At 66.9% G+C, this 17,994-nt stretch carries 12 protein-coding genes; 4 read left to right on the top strand and 8 right to left on the bottom strand.

Features of this window, described 5'->3' with window-relative positions; genetic code table 11:
- Nucleotides 1-115 precede the first annotated feature (115 nt).
- Entirely contained in the window at nt 116-1,918 is a 1,803-nt protein-coding gene (locus ABN028_RS30850; RefSeq protein WP_349699045.1) for a calcineurin-like phosphoesterase C-terminal domain-containing protein, read from the top strand.
- 33 nt (nt 1,919-1,951) lie between these two features.
- Nucleotides 1,952-2,341, top strand: a complete 390-nt coding sequence (locus ABN028_RS30845; protein WP_502877649.1) for a ribonuclease FAU-1 family protein — start codon at nt 1,952-1,954, stop codon at nt 2,339-2,341.
- Nucleotides 2,342-3,112: 771 nt separating this feature from the next.
- Here the strand turns inward: ABN028_RS30845 and ABN028_RS30840 are convergent.
- From ABN028_RS30840 to ABN028_RS30825, 4 genes are all read right to left on the bottom strand, one after another.
- Nucleotides 3,113-4,702 (bottom strand): alkaline phosphatase D family protein, encoded by a 1,590-nt coding sequence (locus tag ABN028_RS30840; protein WP_349699044.1) that lies wholly within the window; start codon nt 4,700-4,702, stop codon nt 3,113-3,115.
- A 232-nt stretch (nt 4,703-4,934) separates the two neighbouring features.
- Nucleotides 4,935-5,108, bottom strand: coding sequence for a hypothetical protein (locus tag ABN028_RS30835; RefSeq protein WP_349331532.1), 174 nt, complete (start codon nt 5,106-5,108; stop codon nt 4,935-4,937).
- Nucleotides 5,109-5,181: 73 nt separating this feature from the next.
- On the bottom strand, nt 5,182-6,807 hold the full coding sequence (locus ABN028_RS30830; protein WP_349699043.1) for a flavin monoamine oxidase family protein: 1,626 nt from the start codon (nt 6,805-6,807) through the stop codon (nt 5,182-5,184).
- A gap of 335 nt (nt 6,808-7,142) precedes the next feature.
- Nucleotides 7,143-8,096 carry a DUF6454 family protein gene (locus ABN028_RS30825; RefSeq protein ID WP_349331516.1) on the bottom strand — a complete coding sequence of 318 codons (954 nt, stop codon included), beginning with the start codon at nt 8,094-8,096 and terminating at the stop codon, nt 7,143-7,145.
- 539 nt (nt 8,097-8,635) lie between these two features.
- On the opposite strand from ABN028_RS30825, the gene ABN028_RS30820 reads away from it, so the two are divergent.
- Together ABN028_RS30820 and ABN028_RS30815 are read left to right on the top strand one after the other, a co-directional pair.
- A complete protein-coding gene (locus tag ABN028_RS30820) occupies nt 8,636-12,025 on the top strand; it encodes a metallophosphoesterase (protein WP_349699042.1) in 3,390 nt (1,129 codons plus the stop codon).
- Entirely contained in the window at nt 11,947-13,203 is a 1,257-nt protein-coding gene (locus ABN028_RS30815; protein ID WP_349699041.1) for a HupE/UreJ family protein, read from the top strand. Before ABN028_RS30820 ends, ABN028_RS30815 begins: the two co-directional genes overlap by 79 nt.
- A 1,166-nt stretch (nt 13,204-14,369) precedes the next feature.
- On the opposite strand, the gene ABN028_RS30810 is transcribed toward ABN028_RS30815, so the two are convergent.
- From ABN028_RS30810 to ABN028_RS30795, 4 genes are all read right to left on the bottom strand, one after another.
- Nucleotides 14,370-15,152 (bottom strand): glucose 1-dehydrogenase, encoded by a 783-nt coding sequence (locus tag ABN028_RS30810; protein ID WP_349699040.1) that lies wholly within the window; start codon nt 15,150-15,152, stop codon nt 14,370-14,372.
- Nucleotides 15,153-15,185: 33 nt separating this feature from the next.
- The gene (locus ABN028_RS30805) at nt 15,186-15,545 is read right to left on the bottom strand and encodes a cyclophilin-like fold protein (protein ID WP_349699039.1); all 360 of its coding nucleotides are present in this window, start codon (nt 15,543-15,545) and stop codon (nt 15,186-15,188) included.
- 246 nt (nt 15,546-15,791) lie between these two features.
- The gene (locus ABN028_RS30800; RefSeq protein WP_349699038.1) at nt 15,792-16,811 is read right to left on the bottom strand and encodes a zinc-dependent alcohol dehydrogenase family protein; all 1,020 of its coding nucleotides are present in this window, start codon (nt 16,809-16,811) and stop codon (nt 15,792-15,794) included.
- 183 nt (nt 16,812-16,994) lie between these two features.
- Nucleotides 16,995-17,900: a helix-turn-helix transcriptional regulator gene (locus tag ABN028_RS30795; RefSeq protein ID WP_349699037.1), complete on the bottom strand. Its 906-nt coding sequence runs from the start codon at nt 17,898-17,900 to the stop codon at nt 16,995-16,997.
- Between the last annotated feature and the right edge of the window lie 94 nt (nt 17,901-17,994).

Genomic DNA, 17,994 nt, shown 5'->3' with positions numbered 1-17,994 from the left:
CCCTTTTCCGCATCGGCCGATGGACGGCAGGTTCAACGACGGCCAACTCCGGCTTCCGCTCACGAACGCATAGACAGAAGACAGTCGAGAAAGGAACCGATGACAGGTGCCGAACATGGCCGAGACCCGATGGTTCAACAAGAAGGTAATGCACAGGACGCTCTTCGCGGGGACGCTCTCCCTGGCAATGGTGGCGATGGGCAAGCCGGCGTTCGAACCGGCGGTTTCCTGGGCGCAGGCCGCGGCGACCGAGCCGCAGGTCGCCACCGGCGTGGTGTTCGAGGACCGCAACAAGAACGGAAAGCAGGACGCTCAGGAACCTGGTGTCCGTCACGTGTCGGTCTCCAACGGTCGCGAGGTCGTGCGCACTGACAGGAACGGGCGTTACCGCATCAATGTGACTGACGAGACGATCATCTTCGTGACCAAGCCGTCGGGCTACATGGTCCCCGTCGACGACAAGCAGCTGCCGAAGTTCTACTACATCCATTACCCCAACGGCTCGCCGGTCGAGACCGACTATCCCGGAATCTCACCAACCGGTCCGTTGCCCGAGTCCGTCAACTTCCCCCTGTACGCGGATAAGGAGTCCGACACATTCCAGGCGCTCGTCTTCGCCGACCCGCAGACGACAACCCTCGCCGAGCTGGATGACCTTCGCACCGATGTGGCGAACGAGCTCACCGGCACCGACGCGTCCTTCGGAGTGACGGCCGGCGATGTCGTCAATGATCCTCTGGATCTGTTCGGGCCGCACAATGAGATCATCGCGACGATGGGTGTCCCGTGGTGGAACCTGCCCGGCAACCACGACATCAACTTCGACGTACCAGACGACACGTACGCCACCGAGACGTACAAGAGCGTCTATGGGCCGACCGACTACTCCTTCGACTACGGTCAGGCGCACTTCGTCAACATGGACAATATCGACTACCTCGGGGAAGGACGCGGGTACCGCGGCTACCTCGACGAGCGTCGCCTGGAGTGGCTTGCCAACGATCTTGCCTATGTCTCGAAGGACAAACTGATCGTCATCACTACACACATCCCGCTCAGGACCGAGGCTATCGGGGACCAGGCTCAGAACACCGTGAACCTCGACCAGCTCTTCGAGGTGCTCAAGGATCGTAAGCACATCTTCAGCACCTCCGGCCATGACACGTCGAACAGCTGGCAGACCTACATGGAGCCTGGAGAGATGGGCCCGACACCACCCGGCGCCAACCCGGCAGTGTGGCCGGGCAAGGGCACCTTCCACCACCAGGTTCTCGCCGAGGTCCGCGGCGGAGGTTGGAGCACCGGCCCGACCGACGCGCGCGGAGTCCCCGCCGCCGACATGGCGGATGGCAACCCCAACGGCTACTACTTCCTCGACGTGGAAGGCAACGACTACCGGATGCGCTACAAGCCCGCCAGCCTCCCAGATGACTTCCAGATGCGCATCACCTTCCGCGGTGGCGAGGGGAATCGGACGCTCAGCAACGGAGTACCCGTCTGGATTCCGTCCGGGCCGAGCGGGTCCGGCGGCATCAGCCCAGCGCCGCGGTTCGCAGCCGGCGACTGGAACGATACGCAGATACCTCTAGTAGAGGCGAACGTCTTCGACGGAGGCGAACGGCACCGGGTTGAAGTCCGCTTCGACGACGGAAAATTCGGCCCGATGGACTACAACCCGCCGTCATTCGGTCTGACGGACGGAGACCCGAACGGCAACCTGGACACCTACATCCGAGCCCTCCGGGAGAGTCTGGAAGGCTCCGAACGGCCAGTCAACCCGGAACCGTCCTCACACATCTGGACAGTCCCGGTCCCGCAGGAGTTGGGAGCCGGCGAGCACACGGTGACCATCAGGAGCACTGACCCGTACGGGCGAACGACAAAGACGTCCCAGCGATTCGACGTTCTGGGGAGCTAGAGCGTCAGCGGTCCTCACACCACGAAGCTCGATATTCTGATGCCCGGCATGTTCTTCAGTGTCTCGCTGTTCTTCGTAGGCGCCGAGCAGCCGCACGGCTGGTACGTCGACTTCGTTCGGCCGTACCGACGAACCCCGATCGGTATCGACACCTTCGATCTCCTGCTGGACCTGGTCATCGACTCGGACCTGTCCTTCCGCTGGAAGGATGAAGAGGAGTACAACCAAGCTCGACGGCTCGGTGTGATCACCGATACCGATCACCGTCGCGTCGAGCAGGCACGGGAACAGGTCATCGCCCTGCTGAAGGAACGTGCAGGGCCGTTCGAGGACCGCTGGCTCGGCTGGCGACGCGACCCGAGATGGGCCCTCCCCACTCTTCCGGTGGACACGCTCACCCTGGCCACCACCCAGCTGTGCTGAGTCCACCGAAGACTGCACGGCCGTCGCGCCACTCGATGTGACGATTCCAAAGTTGCGTATGGGCCGTCACGTGTCCGATCATCCGGGTCGCGGCAGCAGGCCGCGCCGAGTCGTGGTCGTCGATCCGTGTTCGCACGTGAGCCATCGCTTGCCGCAGCGCTCTGACCTCTTCGAGGAGGGAGCTGTCGCGGCCGGCGGATGTCGCATGGATGGGGTCGGAGGGCGGGGCGATGTCGAGACCGCCGTCCTGACGGATGGTGATGGTCGCCACCCTCCTGGCTGTCCTCTCGCCGTACCACGAGAGCTGGGCGCGCCGGGCTGTTGCCGGGATCCGCCCACAGGTAGGTGGCTGCCCACGCAGACTCGGGCCCGGTCGCGACCACCAGCATTGCCTTGCCTGGCTCGGCCGGGCTGTGCGGTTCGTCGACGAATACATGTGCCGTGTCAGTAACCGGCCCCTCGTTCGGGGGACGGCGAAGCCGCCGCCCTCGCTGAAGCAGGAGTGCGTGTGCATCGACATGCTTACCCGCTTGTACGCGTCCGGCATGCCCGCCGCCGCGGCGCGTCTGGCTGCAGAGGTGCGGCGAACGCGACGCCCGGCAGCATGTTCACACTCCCCCCGGCCGCCAGCAGGCCTCCGGCCCGGAGCAGGCTACGCCGTTTACAGGTCTGAAGACATCTTCACTCAGCTCCTGGCCGGCGATCTGCCGGCCTGCGGGTCGTTCGTACGAATGGATACGCGCAGATGGACGCGGACGGGACCGGCGACCGTCACACGGCCGAGGACGTGTCGAGCTGGACGCCGGGATGTCCGGCCTCGACGACGAAGCTGGCGTCGGTGTGGACTGGTGCGCCGGGCGTTCGTACGAAAGGCACGAGACGGTAGTCAGCACGCCACTCGTCGTCGGTCACTGAGCAGCGGACGTAGCCACGCAGACCGCTGTAGTACTTCATGTTGGGGTTGGCGGCCAGCCACTCCTGGCCACGCGTGTCCATCGCCGACCCGTTACCACCAGAGGTGATCGACGTGCCGAGGAACTCCGCGCCGACGGTGGTCGAGGCGGGGTCGTCGAAGTTGAGCTTGAGGTCGGTGACCATGCTGGCGTGGGCGTCGCCGGTGATCACCACGAGGTTCTCGACACCCCGTTCGGCGACTGCGTCGAGGAGTCGTTGACGTGCCGGCTCGTACCCGTTCCAGTTGTCCATCGGCAGCAGCTTCCCGGGTCCGGGGTCGCGGTCGGCCTCGGCCATCACCGCCTGGTTGGCGAGTATCTGCCACCTGGCCTTAGACGCGGCCAGCCCGTTCGCAAGCCAGCGCTCCTGCGCCGTACCGAGCATGGTCCGGGCAGGATCGGCGGCTTCCTCACATGGCACGACGAGTCCGTCTCCGCACGCCTGGTCGCTGCGGTACTGGCGTCCGTCCAGGACATGGAACTCCGCCAGCTGCCCGTACCCCACCCTGCGGTAGAGCTGCAGGTCAGGACCATGCGGCAACGAGCTTCGCCGCAACGGAAGGTGCTCGTAGTACGCCTGGTAGGCCAGTGCCCGTCGCTGGAGGAACTCCTCCGGCGACTGATCGGGGTCGGAGGAGTTCTCGTCGGCGTAGTTGTTCTCCACCTCGTGGTCGTCCCAGGTGACGATCCACGGGAACGCGGCGTGCGCCGCCCGGAGGTCCGGGTCAGTCTTGTGCTGCGCGTGGCGGATCCGGTAGTCGGCGAGCGAGAAGATCTCCGCGGCCGGCAGATGTCCCCTGCCGATGCTGCCCTGTGCTGAACCCTCGTAGATGTAGTCGCCGAGGTGGACGACCACGTCGAGGTTCTCCTGCGCCATGTGCTGGTACGCGGTGTAGAAGCCGTCGGGATAGTTCTGGCAGGACGCGAACGCGAACCTCAGTTCGTCCGGCATCGCGCCGCCTGCCGGAGCCGTCCTGGTCCGACCCACCGGGCTCACTGCGTCGCCGGCCCGGAACCGGTAGAAGTAGTCGCGGCTAGGTCGCAGCTTCGTGACCTCCGCGTGCACGGAGTGCCCGAGCTCGGGCGTGGCCTTCTGCTTCCCGCGTACGACAATTCGCCGGAACCGCTCGTCCTCGGCGACCTCCCAGCCCACGTGAACCGTCAGCTCGGGCATGCCGCCACGCCCGTCCTCGGCGAGCGGCGTGGGAGCAAGTCGTGTCCACAGCACGACGCCATCCGGCTCCGGATCGCCGGAGGCCACACCGAGTTGGAACGGGTCACCGGAGAACGCCGGAGCACCCCACGCCTTCGCCTCGGAGAACCCGCTCAGGGTCCATGCCGTACCGAGCCCTGCCGCCCCCGCCAGCCCGAGAACCCGCGCCTGGCAAACCTTCGCACCGATCTCCACCCCATCTCAGCAGATGCTGAAGCTCGAAGAATGCGTCAGACACGATCCTTCTGACGCACATGAGCAACAGGTGGCGCCAGATCGACGGCAAGACGACAAGCACCAGCCAGTACCGGCCACTGGTCCGACGAAGCTGGCGCCGCTCTCGGCTCCGGGTGCTCGATGTGGCCGGCACCGCCGCTCACCGCCTCCCGCGTGGGAGGCAGCTGGCGCCCGGGCTCGGCGGTAGCAATCACCTCGCCGGGGGCTGGTCGATCCCGACCAGGCTCGTGCCACCGACGAGCACAGCAGTGAGGACCTGCAGCTCGTAGCCGGTCCCCGCGGCCGGTAGGGCGATGCCGGTCTGCGCGCACACCAGCAGTCCGGCTATTCCTGCGGCCTGGCCGTTGGCCGCCGTGATGGCCAGCCTGACCGAGCGGTGCGGGGGCCGGCAGGTCGGCGATTGCCCTAGGTCACTGAAGAGACACTGGACCGCAGGGCTACGCGGTGGCGACGGCTCGTGCGTGCAGGTCCATGACGACCTTACGAGCAGACAGGAATGCGCCGTTCTGCCAGGCGGTGTAGTAGCTCAGGTGATCGCCGGCGAAGTAGACGTTGCCGTCTGGTTGGAGAAGGTGGGTGTAGGCGGCTCCCCGTCCGCCGGGCCACTGGACCCAGGCCCCGAGTGTGTAGGGGTTCTTGGGCCATGCGACGGAGAACGCGTTTTCGTATTCATCTCGGTATGCGTTCCCGTGGATCTTGACGCCCTGATCGAGGGCCCGGGTGATGCGGTCGGGGACGGTGAGGTTCGTGTAGGCGCCCGAGTAGTAGCCGACCACGACGCCCTTGCGGCCGAAGTAGCCGTACGACGGGTAGTAGATCCCGGACACGTCGAGGTTGGTGTGGGTGACTCCGCCGAAGATGCTGGAGTCCTCCTCCCAGAACCGTCGCCGAAACTGGATCCCCATCCGGCCGGTGTTGGCGCCGACAGGGACTGCGAGGGCCTCCTTGGTCTCGGTCGAGAAATTTGACGAGATCGTCCGTAGCACCATCGGCGTGATGGTCGCCACGCAGTAGTCGGCGTCAAGAAACCTGACGTCTGAACCTTGGCGGTAGGTGACTCGCACACCTGTCGAGGTGTTACTGATGTCGGTGACCCACGCGTTGTAGGAGATCCGGGCCCGTCCGACCGCGTCCGCGAGCGCCGCACTGATCCTGTCCATGCCGCCGACCGGCTGCCACATCATCATCGCCTGGTCGAAGCCGAACTCGAACGCAAACCGCTCCCCGAACCGGCTCTGCAGGACTGTCGACAGTGGCGGTGGCGGGGCGTCGACAACACCAGGCTGGTCGCCGGCACCCGGCGCCTCGGTATAGCCACGCCTGTTGTTGCCGACGTAGCGCCCGCCACTGAGTCCCCCGAGACTCTGTGCGAACTCGACCAGCCGTTCGGCGTCGTCTGCGGTGAGTACGTCGTCGAGTGCACCTTGGCTGACGGCCTTGGCCAGAAGCTCCGAAACGTAGCCGTACCAGTCGGCCTTTGCCTGCCTATGGGTAACAGACGTGCTCGCCAGCGGGCCGTAGTCCACGGTCGGGGTGTTCTCGTGATAGTAGAGGCCCTGTGCGTTGGCATTGACCATCGGCTCGATAGCGACGCCGAGCTCCTTGCAGTAGTCGATCGTCAGGTGGTGGCTCGGGATCCGGGACGGTCCAGCGTTGAAGTACTGCCCGGCGTCGTAGCCGCTGACCTGCGTCACGCCATCGGTATCGGTGTGCCGGTCTCCGCGACGGATCGTCAGTGCGCGGCCACCTGGCCGGTCACGTGCTTCGAGGACGCGACAGTCATAGCCCGCCTTGCCCAACTCGTAGGCCACCGTCAGGCCGGCCGTGCCCGCGCCCAGGATGGCCACCCTTCGCCGGCCGGTCGCTCCGGCCGGCAGGTCGCCAGGCCGGGGCGGCACGAACTCGACGGTCTCGGCGTTGGCCGGCGACGGTACTAGGCCGAGTGCATCCATGGCCCCGTACATTGCCGTCGCGCCGCCCGTCGCGCCGAGCCTGGTCAGAAACGTCCGCCGGCTCCAGCCCTGCGGGGTACCCGGTGTCAGTGCTCCTGGTGTCACTGCCATGTCGACTCCTTCTCGCTCCGTGAACGATTCCATCGACACGTACGCACCGGTTAATGGTCCTGGGCGCACGCGCCCCCGTCGCACTGCACGAAGGCACGTCGAAGAGCCGCGAACAGTTCGATCACTTGCCAGATGCGGCCCCAACCGGTCACCAGCGGCCCGAACCGGTCACCAGCGGCCCGACCGGCCGCAACGCCGCCGGGTCGGCCCGGTGCCACATGCACTGCCTAGCTTCGAACCTTCACGTGTCTAGCGGCTGGTGACCTGCTACGGAATCCGGATGGCGTTTCGTCGAGCCGCGTGAGTCGGGGCTCGCCGGTCCGCGCGGGGTGCGGTCAACCCGGCGGCGACTCGTAGATGATCAGCTCCGTGCCGGCGGCCTCCTCACCGTCATCCGGCGCCGCGAACAGGCGCAGCTTGTCATCTGACACCTCGAGCGCCACCGGGTTGCGGGTCACGGCGTGCCCCGCGGTGGAGAACCTGGGGAAAGGAACCTGGTGGAGGATCCGGTTGTCCCGCAGGTCGCGTAGAACGATTCCGCCGAGTTCATAGGTGGTGCCGTTCGCGGTCGGCAGGCCGGTGATGCCGGAGCAGATCTGCTTGCGCCAGCCGGCGTAGTCGCAGTCCTGATAGTCGAGCAGGTGATCGTTGTTCGGCTGCGTCGACAGCTGCCGCCCGGCCGGCGTCCAGGAGTACAGCGTGCGCGAACCCCAACTGACGCCGTGGATGTTGCCGGTGGTCCGGTCGCGAACCACCCCGCCGACGTGATCGCGGACCCGGTACTCCTCCGACACCCGGTAGGTCCTGGGATCGAGACGGTAGACGATGGCGTTGCTGTTCGGACGGTACTCGGCGACGGGCACCCACACCGAGGTGCCGTCGAAGTCGATGCCACCGGGGTGGTAGATGATGTCCTCGCCGAGCGTGACGTCCTTCACCAGCCTGCCCTGACGGTCCAGGACCAGGACGTGCCCGACGCCCTTGCCCGGCGTACGGTCGTAGCCGTCGACGGGTTCCGGGTAACGCACTGGTGCCTCGGTGATCTCGACGGTTGACATGAAGATCTTGTCCCCGACGAGCGCGAAGCCCTGCGGGTGATGTGTCGGGAAGCGCAACGGAATCCGCTGGACCTCCCGCCACGGAGCTGACCGTGTCGTGTTAGCGAACGCTGCGACCACCGGGTCTTCGCGGCGCTGCTCCCCGGTGTGCGCGGAGTTCGCGACCGCGGCCGTTGCCGCCGCCGCCGCAAGAACGACGCCCGCGAGGGCCGCGGTGAAGATGGGGCGCATACAACTGCTCCTTGCTACAGATGAACTGCCCGGGTCGTGGGCGATTCATCCTGAGCGACCCAGGTAGCTTCGCAATGACGAAGGGGCGACCGGGAGAGGGCCGAGCCGCATCCTGGGGGAGCGGACCAAACGCCCTCCGTACCTCTTCGTCTTGAAGGCGTACTCGCGCCCGAGACCAAGCATCCGAAGTATTCGGTGTGTCCTTGCGCCACGAGGCACGCCCACGCTCGCGGTTGGCGCCTCGTTGCAGTTCGGCGAATCGAACCCCGGTGGCACCGAACGGCACCACTTCGTTTGCTGAGGCGTTGCCGGTGATCACGTCGCCGTTCACCGAACCTCGCCATCATTCACTCGGCCCGTCTCGAGGTTTGCACACACGGGGCGAGTAGGCCGTTACTCGCTCCGACCCCTGAGAGGATGGCGCCCTGATGCGCCGCAGGCCATTCCGTCCTGCTCCGAGCAGGCATGCAGGAACCAGGTCTTCGACCACATTCTTGGCGGCCCTGGCCGCCGCAGCGCTTTTCACCACGGGATGGTTCGTGACGCCCGCGGACGCAGCGCCACCCGGGAAGCCGGATCCGTCGCCGACGAGCCCGCCTGTGCTCACCCCTGATGACGGCGCCTATCTCGAAGGCAACCAGACCGTCGCCGCAGTCCCGACCGTCGCCGACGACGACGTGACCGGCCTGACGATCGACGGTAAGGCCCTCGATGCCGACCAGACCATGGGCGTGTCTCGGCTGAGCTTCGACGTGGGCAGCAACTCGACCGAGGCCCGCTACCACAACTACGTCCTGGTCAATGGCGAGCACCGGATCGACATTCCCGACCTGGTCAACGAGCGGGCCAGCCTCGACATCCCGAACGAGCACCTCGTCCAGGGCGAGAACACGATCGAGGTCATCACCGGCACGATCACCACCTCGTGCGGGGTCAACCACGACGACTTCGTGCTGTCGAACTTTGGGCTGGAATTGCTGGGCGAGGTGGCCGACGGTGAGGAGAACGAGTTCTCCTACGCCTTCGGTGACGGCAATTGTGGCTCCAACAGCTCGCTGCGGCTGGGTGCCGAGCTGACCTTCTTCGTCCTCGGCGACCCGCAGCGCACCACTGGCCTGTCTGCGGTTCTGGACACCACGACCATCGGGAATGGCGAGCACGAGATCGTGGCAAGGACCGCCTCGGGGGCGTCGGTGAGCCACACCGTGACGGTCAACAACACTCCGTCGGGCGCGCCGCGACTGACCCCGGCGGACGGCACGATCGCCCGGGGGACGCAGCCGGTCTTCGCGTCGCTACCGGCCGCCGGCGGCGGGACGGTGGAGTCCCTGACCGTCGACGGCGCGGATGTGCCGAGCCGTCCCACGTTGGGCTCGGGCGACGCGACGTTCAGCTTCACGGTCGGGTCCAACTCGATCGAGGAGCGGTACCACAGCTTCCTACTTGTCAATGGCATGAAGTTCGACATCGGTGGCGACTTCGCCAGCGAGCGGGTGGACGTCCCGGTTCCCAACGAATGGCTGGTTCCGGGGGACAACACCATCAGGTTCGTCACGGGTACGTTCCCCACCTCCTGCGGAAACAACCGGGACGACTACACGATCTCCAATATCGTCCTCACCGCGGCGCACGGCACGGCCGCCGGCCAGGGGCTGCAGACGTCGTACAGCATGGGTGACGGCAACTGTGGCTCGTCGACGACCGCGCTGCGCGAGGTCGACCTCGCGTTCTCCGTCGACGCGCCCGCGCGCGGGCTGCGCGCCGATCTGGACACCAGCCGGCTCGCCGACGGCCCTCACACGCTCTCCGCCACCTCGGGCACGGGTCAGACCGCCACGCGCACCCTCTTCACGGACAACACCGCCCCGACGATCTCGGCCAGCACGCCGGCCGCCAGCGTGACGATCAGGTCATCGGTGCCGCTGGATGTTCAGCTTGACGATGCCTCGGGCGTCATGTCCGGACCGGACGTCAAGCTCGACGGCACGCGTATCGAGCTGGGTGCCCTCGTCGGACCCGGGCTTTCCGCCGGTGAGCACACCCTCGCCGTCACGGGCACGGATTCGCTCGGCAACACTGCCACCCGCGAGATCGTGTTCCAGTCAGCGGGCATCCCGGACGACCCGACCGGCCTGTCGCCTGCATCGGGTGCCACCGACGTGCAGACGACGACGACTCTGGAGGCCAGGGTCGGTGAGCCCGATGGTGGTCCGGTGACCGCGACGTTCTCGCAGACCGAGATCCTCACCCCCGCTCAGGGGTGGCAGGGCTCCACCTCGTCGATCCCGACTACGCAGCGAGTCCCTGGTGAGCAGAACATCGGTGACACCAAGGTGCTTGCACCCGGTGACACCGGCGTGCTGGAGTCGCTGGCCGGTCGGGACGTGACCTACCAGCGGTTCGACGTCCAGGTGGAGGGCTCAATTGAGTCCCCGGTGCTGCGCTGGGAGGGCGTCATCGACCCCGCCCGGGTCGTCTCGCTACGTACGTGGAACCTGCAGACACAGCGCTGGGACGCGCTGGCTAGCCGCCGGGGTGCGGTCGAGGACTCCACTGTGCTGACGGCGACGGTGGGCCCGCACTACATCGACGAGCAGCAAGTGCACGTCCTGGTCACGGGCGAGGACCCGTTCGCCGACGACATCGACCCCGGCTCGAAGGACCACTTCGACGACCCGGCCGCCTACGACTTCTCGATCGTCCACTTCACCGACACCCAGTACCTCTCGGAGGGTGCCGTGGAGCAGGAGACCGCCGAGGAGCGTGCCGTCTGGGAGTCGGCGTACGCCGGCATCGTCGACTGGATCATCGAGAACGACGAACAGCGCAAGATTGCGTACGTCGCCCACACCGGCGACATCATCGAGAACAACATCCGCAAGCCTGCGACGCCCGAGCTTGAGGAACAGGTGGTCGGCGAGTTCGAGGTCTCCTCGAAGCAGCAGCGGGTGCTCGACGACGCGGGCGTCGCCAACGGCGTGATCGCGGGCAACCACGACAACCAGTCCGGCACGGAGAACGGCCCAGGCGCGATCTACAACCAGTACTACGGCCCCGACCGCTACGCGGCTGCGTCCGGTCGCTGGAGTGACGCGGAGTACGGCGGCCCGTGGCGTGAGGGAGACAACCAGAACCACTACGACCTGTTCTCGGCCGGCGGTCTGGACTTCGTTGTCGTGGGCCTGTCCTACGGCGTGACCCGGGACGAGGGAGAGTGGGCCGACTCGATCTTCAAGAGGTTCCCGGACCGCAACGGCATCCTGCTGTCGCACGACTACCTGGCGCCGTCGAGCAAACCGGACGGTCGCGGCGCGACGTTCTCCGCGCCGGACGGCTCGATGCTCTACAACACGGTGGTCCAGGACAACCCGAACGTGTTCCTCATCCTGGCCGGCCATGAGCACGGTGTGGGAACGAACGTGAAGCCCGAGGTCGGCGAGGTCGGCAACGGGGTGGTCGAGCTGCTGGCGGACTACCAGTTCTACACCGTGTCAGCGGACCGGCTGGGGCTCACGGAGGTCGGCGGCTACGAGCCGAACGCCCAGCTCCAGTTCGGCGCAAGCTTCCTCCGGATGCTCCAGTTCGACGTGGACCGTGGCGAAATGTCCGTGGATACCTACTCCCCGATGCTCGACGATTTCGGTGCCACCGAGTACGACGGCAACCACCGCTACAACGGGCTCGAGGACAACATGGTGCTCCCGGTCGATCTCACCAGCCGCACCACAAGCTTCAGCACCGATTCGGTGGCGCTCTACGCACCGGTCGGCGTGATCGGCGAAACCCAGGTCCCGTCGGGCGAAATGGCGTCGGTGACATGGCAGGGCCTCAAGCCGGGGACGGCCTACGCGTGGATAGTCACGGCGCAGTCGACGGGTGGTGGCACCACGTCGTCGCGGCCGAGCGTCTTCGCAACCCGCGAGCGGTGACCGTCCAGCGACTCCTCGGCCAGGCCGCTGTCCTCCTGGGCTCGATCGCCGTGCTGTTCGCGCCCGCCATCCCAGCGGATGCTCATGACTCGACGACGACCGCCTACGCCGAGGTGACGGGTACCGGCATCGACGTCGAAGCCGTCCTCGAGCTGGAGTACGACCTGCTCATGAAGTCGGCGTGGCTCTACGCCGAGGCATACCAGGCCACCGGGCGTGCCGAGCAGCTACGCCAGCTCGAACTGAACGCCGACGCGGTGGCCGCCTACATCGTCGACCGGTTCCAGGTCTCATACGACGACCGACTGTGCAAGGCCCGACCGTCCGGCCCGGCGGACGTGAGCGTCCGCAGCGGCAGGGCCTTCGCGGTGCTCACCTTCGCCTACGACTGCGACGGGGCCGCCGGCGGCGTCCACGCCATCTTCAGCGCGCTCTTCCCCGATGGCGAGAGTTTCGTCCACAGCACGAAGACAATCGTCCACTACGACGTCGGCGGCGTGCAGGGTTCGGCCGCCCTCGATGCCGCGCAATCCCAGCAGGAGATCAGCTCTACCGTCAAGGACTCGCCGACCAGTGACGGCGCGACCGTCACCCCTCGCGAACAGCGGCTCGTGCACCAGGTGGGGGCGTTCTTCGTCCTCGGCTGCGAGCACCTCCTACTCGGAGCGGACCACCTCCTGTTCGTGCTCGTCCTGCTCATCAGTTCGCGCGGGCTCCGGGACATCGTGACGGCCGCGTCAGCCTTCACCGCGGCGCACAGCGTCACCTTCCTGCTCGCCGCGGTCGGCGTGGTAGACGTGCTGGCGAATGTCGTCGAGCCCCTCATCGCGTTGTCCATCGCCGCGGTAGCCCTGCTCCACCTGGTCGGGCGGGGGGCCGTGGGCCAGCGGACGACACAGCTGCGGTTGCCGGTCGTGTTCGCGTTCGGACTGTTGCATGGGCTGGGCTTCGCTGGGGCGCTGGGCATCGACGCGCGCTGGTCGTGGGAGCTGCTCTGGTCATTGCTGGCGTTCAACATGGGGATCGAGGTGGTGCAACTGGTTCTGATCGCCGTCCTCTTCCCACTGCTCATGCTGCTGCGTCGAACCTCGGTGGGCGACCGGGCCATCGCCACGGTAGCCGTCGCGGCCGCAGCCATCGGCATGATCTGGTTTCTCGAGCGGACAGTTGGGGGCTGACCTGGGAACCGCGGACACCGGCTGAGGCAGGCTTCGGAATCAGTGTGGCTCGGTCGTCCAACGGCGCCTGGTACTCGTGCCATCCGCAGTGCGTATACCGCCCGGTTCGCTGGACTGGAGCATCTGGCCATCCCACAACAGTCGCGCATGGTCGCGACACCGTCTCCCTCCGAGCTCGTCGCAGTAGGTCCGTGCGCTCCGTAAACGTGTCTCGACAGCGTGCGTCCAGCTGCTCGGCCAGCCGCATGGCAACCTGCTCGTCGAAGCCGAACCGTCAGCGGATCACGCCCGCCTGCAACCGCGCGGGTTGAGGCTCGCTGCGGCGGTGAGATGCGCGAGCAACTCGCGCACCGTCAAACCCGGTGCACAGCGACGGCGTTACCCACTGCTCGTCACCTAGTCCCCAGCGTTGCCATTCGCCGCACGGCGTGTACGCGGCGAGATCCGACGTCGGCTGGCGAAGCTGCTGGTCACATGACGGATGCCCACTGCCTGTAAAACCGTCGGCTTCGCCTACACTGGTTCGAACCCAGTACCTGCCACACCCCTGGAAACGGCCTCTGACCTGCACGTTCAGGTCGGAGGCTTCTTCATGTCATACCCGGCTGGACCCGACCGGATCCGATGATCTACGGCCGCCTGCCCCTAAACGCCCCAAGGTCGGGGTGAGTCGGCGGGCCCCAGGCCGGGCCGCCACGTGAATGCGACGTCGCGTGTGTAGGGCTCCGCAGCTGCATGCCAAAGGAGCGGATGAAACATTCATCGGCTGGCAGCTGCTTCAGCCCGCGTCGCAGGCATGCCGTCGGGTGCGGGACTGATGCGTGCTGCTGAGCTGGCGACCCATGCTCGCGACCCGGCTTGACACCGCTGTCCCTTCGCCTGTCCCTCCTGATCGGCGATGTTTGCGCCGGTGAGAGGTGGTCGCGGGACAGGAGGGACAGATTTGGTGCGGAAGGCCTGTGCGGACGGGCAACGATGCGGGTGCCCGCGTCGGCGAGAACCCAGCCCAGTCGACGGATGCGGGAGCGCTGGCGCGACGGCGGCCGAGATGCGACACGGCGAGTCGGGAACGACGGCCGGGCCGTACGTGGACCCGAGGACGCTACTCCAGCCGCCACTACGTGTGAAGGCGGCGGGCAGCGTCGGCTGCTCACGTGGATCCGCCGTCACCGAGCTGTGTAGCCGCCGTCGACGGGGAGAGCGATTCCGGTGACGAAGCCTGCTCCTGGGCTGCATAGCCAGAGGACGGCGGCTGCGATCTCGTCGGGCCGGCCGAGGCGACCGATGGGCTGGTTCGCGATCGCCTCGTCGTGGTCGAGTTCGCCTTTGGCGATCATGTCGTCGACCATGGGGGTGGCGAAGGTGCCGGGACAGACGGCGTTGATGCGGATGCCGCGGGGCGCGTATTCGAGGGCTGCGCTCGTTGTTAGTCCGATGACCCCGTGCTTGGAGGCATGGTAGGCAGCACGGCCGGGCAGGCCGACGAGGCCGCCGAGGGATGAGCAGTTGACGATGGCGCCGCTGCCCTGGGCGCGCATGGCGGCCAACTCGTGTTTCATGCAGGCCCAGACGCCTCGTAGGTTGACGGCGTTGACGCGGTCGAAGATCTCGGCCGCCTCGTCGGCAGCGTCGGTGGGCGGTACCTGGATGCCGGCATTGTTGAATGCCATGTCGAGACGCCCGTAGGTGTCGACCGCGGTTCGGACGGCGGCGGCGACACTGGCCTCGTCTACAACGTCACACGTCACGGGCATGACGCGGTGACCGGCAGCGGTGAGGGCGTCGGCGTGCTGGGTCAGGGCGGCGGTGTTGATGTCAGCCATCACTACGGCCGCGCCGGCGGCGGCGAAGGCCTGGGTGGTGGCCAGGCCCATGCCGGAGCTGGCGCCGGTGATCAGGGCGACCTGCCCGGAGAAGTCGTAGGTCGGATTCACTGCGTCCTCCTGCACGACGTGATTCTGCTGCTGGGGTGGGCCGGGGTGTCAGTTGTCGAAAGTCGTGACGGTGGCGGTGATCGGGCCGTCCATGTCCGCGATGCGCTCGGCCGCGTCATCGTGCATGTGGCCCAGGACGACGATGCCGTTGTAGTAGGACTGGTCGCCGTAGTAGAGGACGAGATCGTTGCCGGGGGCGTAGTAGCCGACGTCACCGACGTCTGGGTCCGCACCGGCCGGCTGACCATCCAGGGACAACGGGGAGGGCAGCGGCCCTGTCTTTTCCACCGAACCGTGGTCGGTCATCTCGACGGTGAGCGGCAGTTGCGCAGCCAAATCGCGCGCGGCGGCGCTGTCGTCGAGGGTGGCTTGGAATCGCTGATCACGAATGGTGATGTGAATTCTCATTGCGCCCTCCTGAGTGCGGCGCGCCGGCTGTGAGCTGGGCCCAGCTGTTTCGCTACGGCCTGATGGTCCGGTGGTGGTTGTCGCCGTGGGTTGACCGGTGTGACCTGGGTCGTCGGGGGTGGTGTTGGGACCGCAGGCAGCCAGGATTAACGCGACGCACGAGGTCAGCACGACCGTGGCGGTACGGCGGACGGCTTTCATTGGTTCTCTCCGGCAGGTCGGGGCACGGGTCGAGGGTCGGATCGGTCAGACGGTGAGAAGGACTTTGGTGGCGGTGCGCTGGTCCATGGCTTGGTAGCCCTCGGCTGCCCGCTCCAGCGGCAGGGTGAGGTCGAAGACCTTGCCAGGGTCGATCTTGCGGTCCCAGATGAGCTGGATGAGTTCGGGCAGGTACTGCCGCACCGGGGCCGGGCCGCCGTGGACGTGAACTCCGGCCATGAACAGCTCATCACCGGGAATGGTGACGTCGTGAGAGACGCCGACGAACCCGACGTGACCGCCCGGCCTGGTGGAGTGGATGGCCTGCATCATGGCTTCCTGGGTGCCAACGGCTTCGATGACCGAGTGGGCACCGAGGCCATCGGTGAGGTCCTTGACCCGGGCAACACCGGCGTCCCCACGTTCTTCGACGATCTCGGTGGCGCCGAACTCCCGGGCGAGGGCCTGTCTGTCGGCGTGGCGGCTGAAGGCGATGATCCGCTCGGCGCCGAGCTGCTTGGCTGCAAGAATGCCGAGCAGTCCGACGGCGCCGTCGCCGACGACCGCCACCGTCTTGCCCGGGCCGGCCTCGGCGGCGACGGCGGCGAACCAGCCGGTGCCGAGCACGTCGGATGCCGCCATCAGCGACGGGATGAGGTCGGGGTCGGGCGTTCCAGGGGTGGCGACCAGGGTGCCGTCGGCTAGCGGGATGCGGGCTCGCTCGGCCTGGGTGCCGATGGTGCCCATCAGGACGCGGTTCACGCAGTAGGCCTGGTAGCCGGCTCGGCAGATCTCGCAGGTGTTGTCGGAGGCCCAGAAGGAACCGACGACGAAATCGCCGACCTTGATGTTGCGCACCTGTGGACCTACCTCCTCGACGACGCCGACGTACTCGTGGCCCATCACCTGGTGGTCGACGGGCTCGGCGCCTCGGTAGGGCCACAGATCGCTGCCGCAGATGCAGGTCGCCGACAAGCCGATGATCGCGTCGGTCGGCTCGATGATCTTCGGGTCGTCGCGGTCTTCCACCCGTACGTCCCCGGGCTTGTGCATGACTACTTGGTGCATCGTGCGCTCCTCTTAGGCGTGACGTCGTAACCCCGTGATCGGGCTACTGGGGTTGCCTGGCACCGGTGAAGGGCCACGTCTCGAGTGAACGTGGCCGGTCGCCGCGGTGGAAGTCCCTGTCGATGGGTGTACCCACAGGGCACCCTTCGCGATGACCGCCAGCAGACCGGTCGGACGCCTCGACTACGGAGTGGCGCGAGCGTGCGGGGCGGTAGCGGTCCAGGAGGCGAGGAGATCGAGGGCGCGGGCAGTGGATGAGGCGGGCTCGGCGACGTAGAGGGTGAGAGTCAGGCCAGGGTCGGAGATCAGGTCGACGCTTTCGTAGGCGAGTTCGAGGTCGCCGACGTCGCGGTGATGGAAGTGTTTGGTGCCGGCGCCGTGGTAGCGCACGTTGTGGCTGCCCCAGCGGCGGCGGAACTCCTCACTGCGGGTAGACAGTTCACCAACGAGGTCGTGGAGATCTTTGTCGTGGGGGTCGCGGCCGGCCTCGGTGCGCAAGATGGCGACGCAGGTGTCGGCGGCACCGTCCCAGTCGGGGTAGAAGTCGTGGGCGGCATCGAGGTCGAGGAAGGTGAACCGGGCGAAGTTGGGCCGTTCTACTGCACCACGGCCACCATTGGGATCTGCGACCGTGGTGTCGTAAAGGGAGGCGTGCATGGCGCGGCCGAGGTGGTTGCAGGCGAGCAGATCCATGCGGCCGTTGCGGACGATCGCGGCCGCTGTGAACCTGTCGAGTACCCATTGCAGGCTCGGGCGTGGCGTCCAGCGCTTTCCGGCGCGGCGGCGGGGACGCATCCCGGCGCTGGTGCCGTCGGCGGCGTGGGCCAGGTGGAACAGGTGGGCGCGTTCGGCGTCGTCGAGTTGCAGGGCGCGGGCGATCGCGTCCAGGACGGAGGCGGACACGCCGCCGAGCGCCCCGCGTTCGAGCTTGGCGTAGTACTCGACGCTGACCCCGGCGAGCGCGGCGACCTCGGCGCGGCGTAGACCGGGCACCCGGCGAGTGCCGACGTCGGGCATACCTGCCTGCTGGGGTGTGATCTTGGCTCGCCGCGAGACTAGGAACTCACGGACCTCGGCACGGTTATCCACAGCACCGACCGTACGACGCGTCCCGGCCGGCTGGGATGCCCTATCAGTACGCCCCTCGACAGAGACTCCCTCATCGGTTCCGCGCGGCGTTGAC

The organism is Actinopolymorpha sp. B17G11, assembly GCF_040196095.1.
In the GTDB taxonomy this organism is placed as follows: Bacteria; Actinomycetota; Actinomycetes; order Propionibacteriales; family Actinopolymorphaceae; genus Thermasporomyces.
Note: the sequence above shows the minus strand (reverse complement) of the source record. Positions and strands in the feature narration are given on the sequence as shown.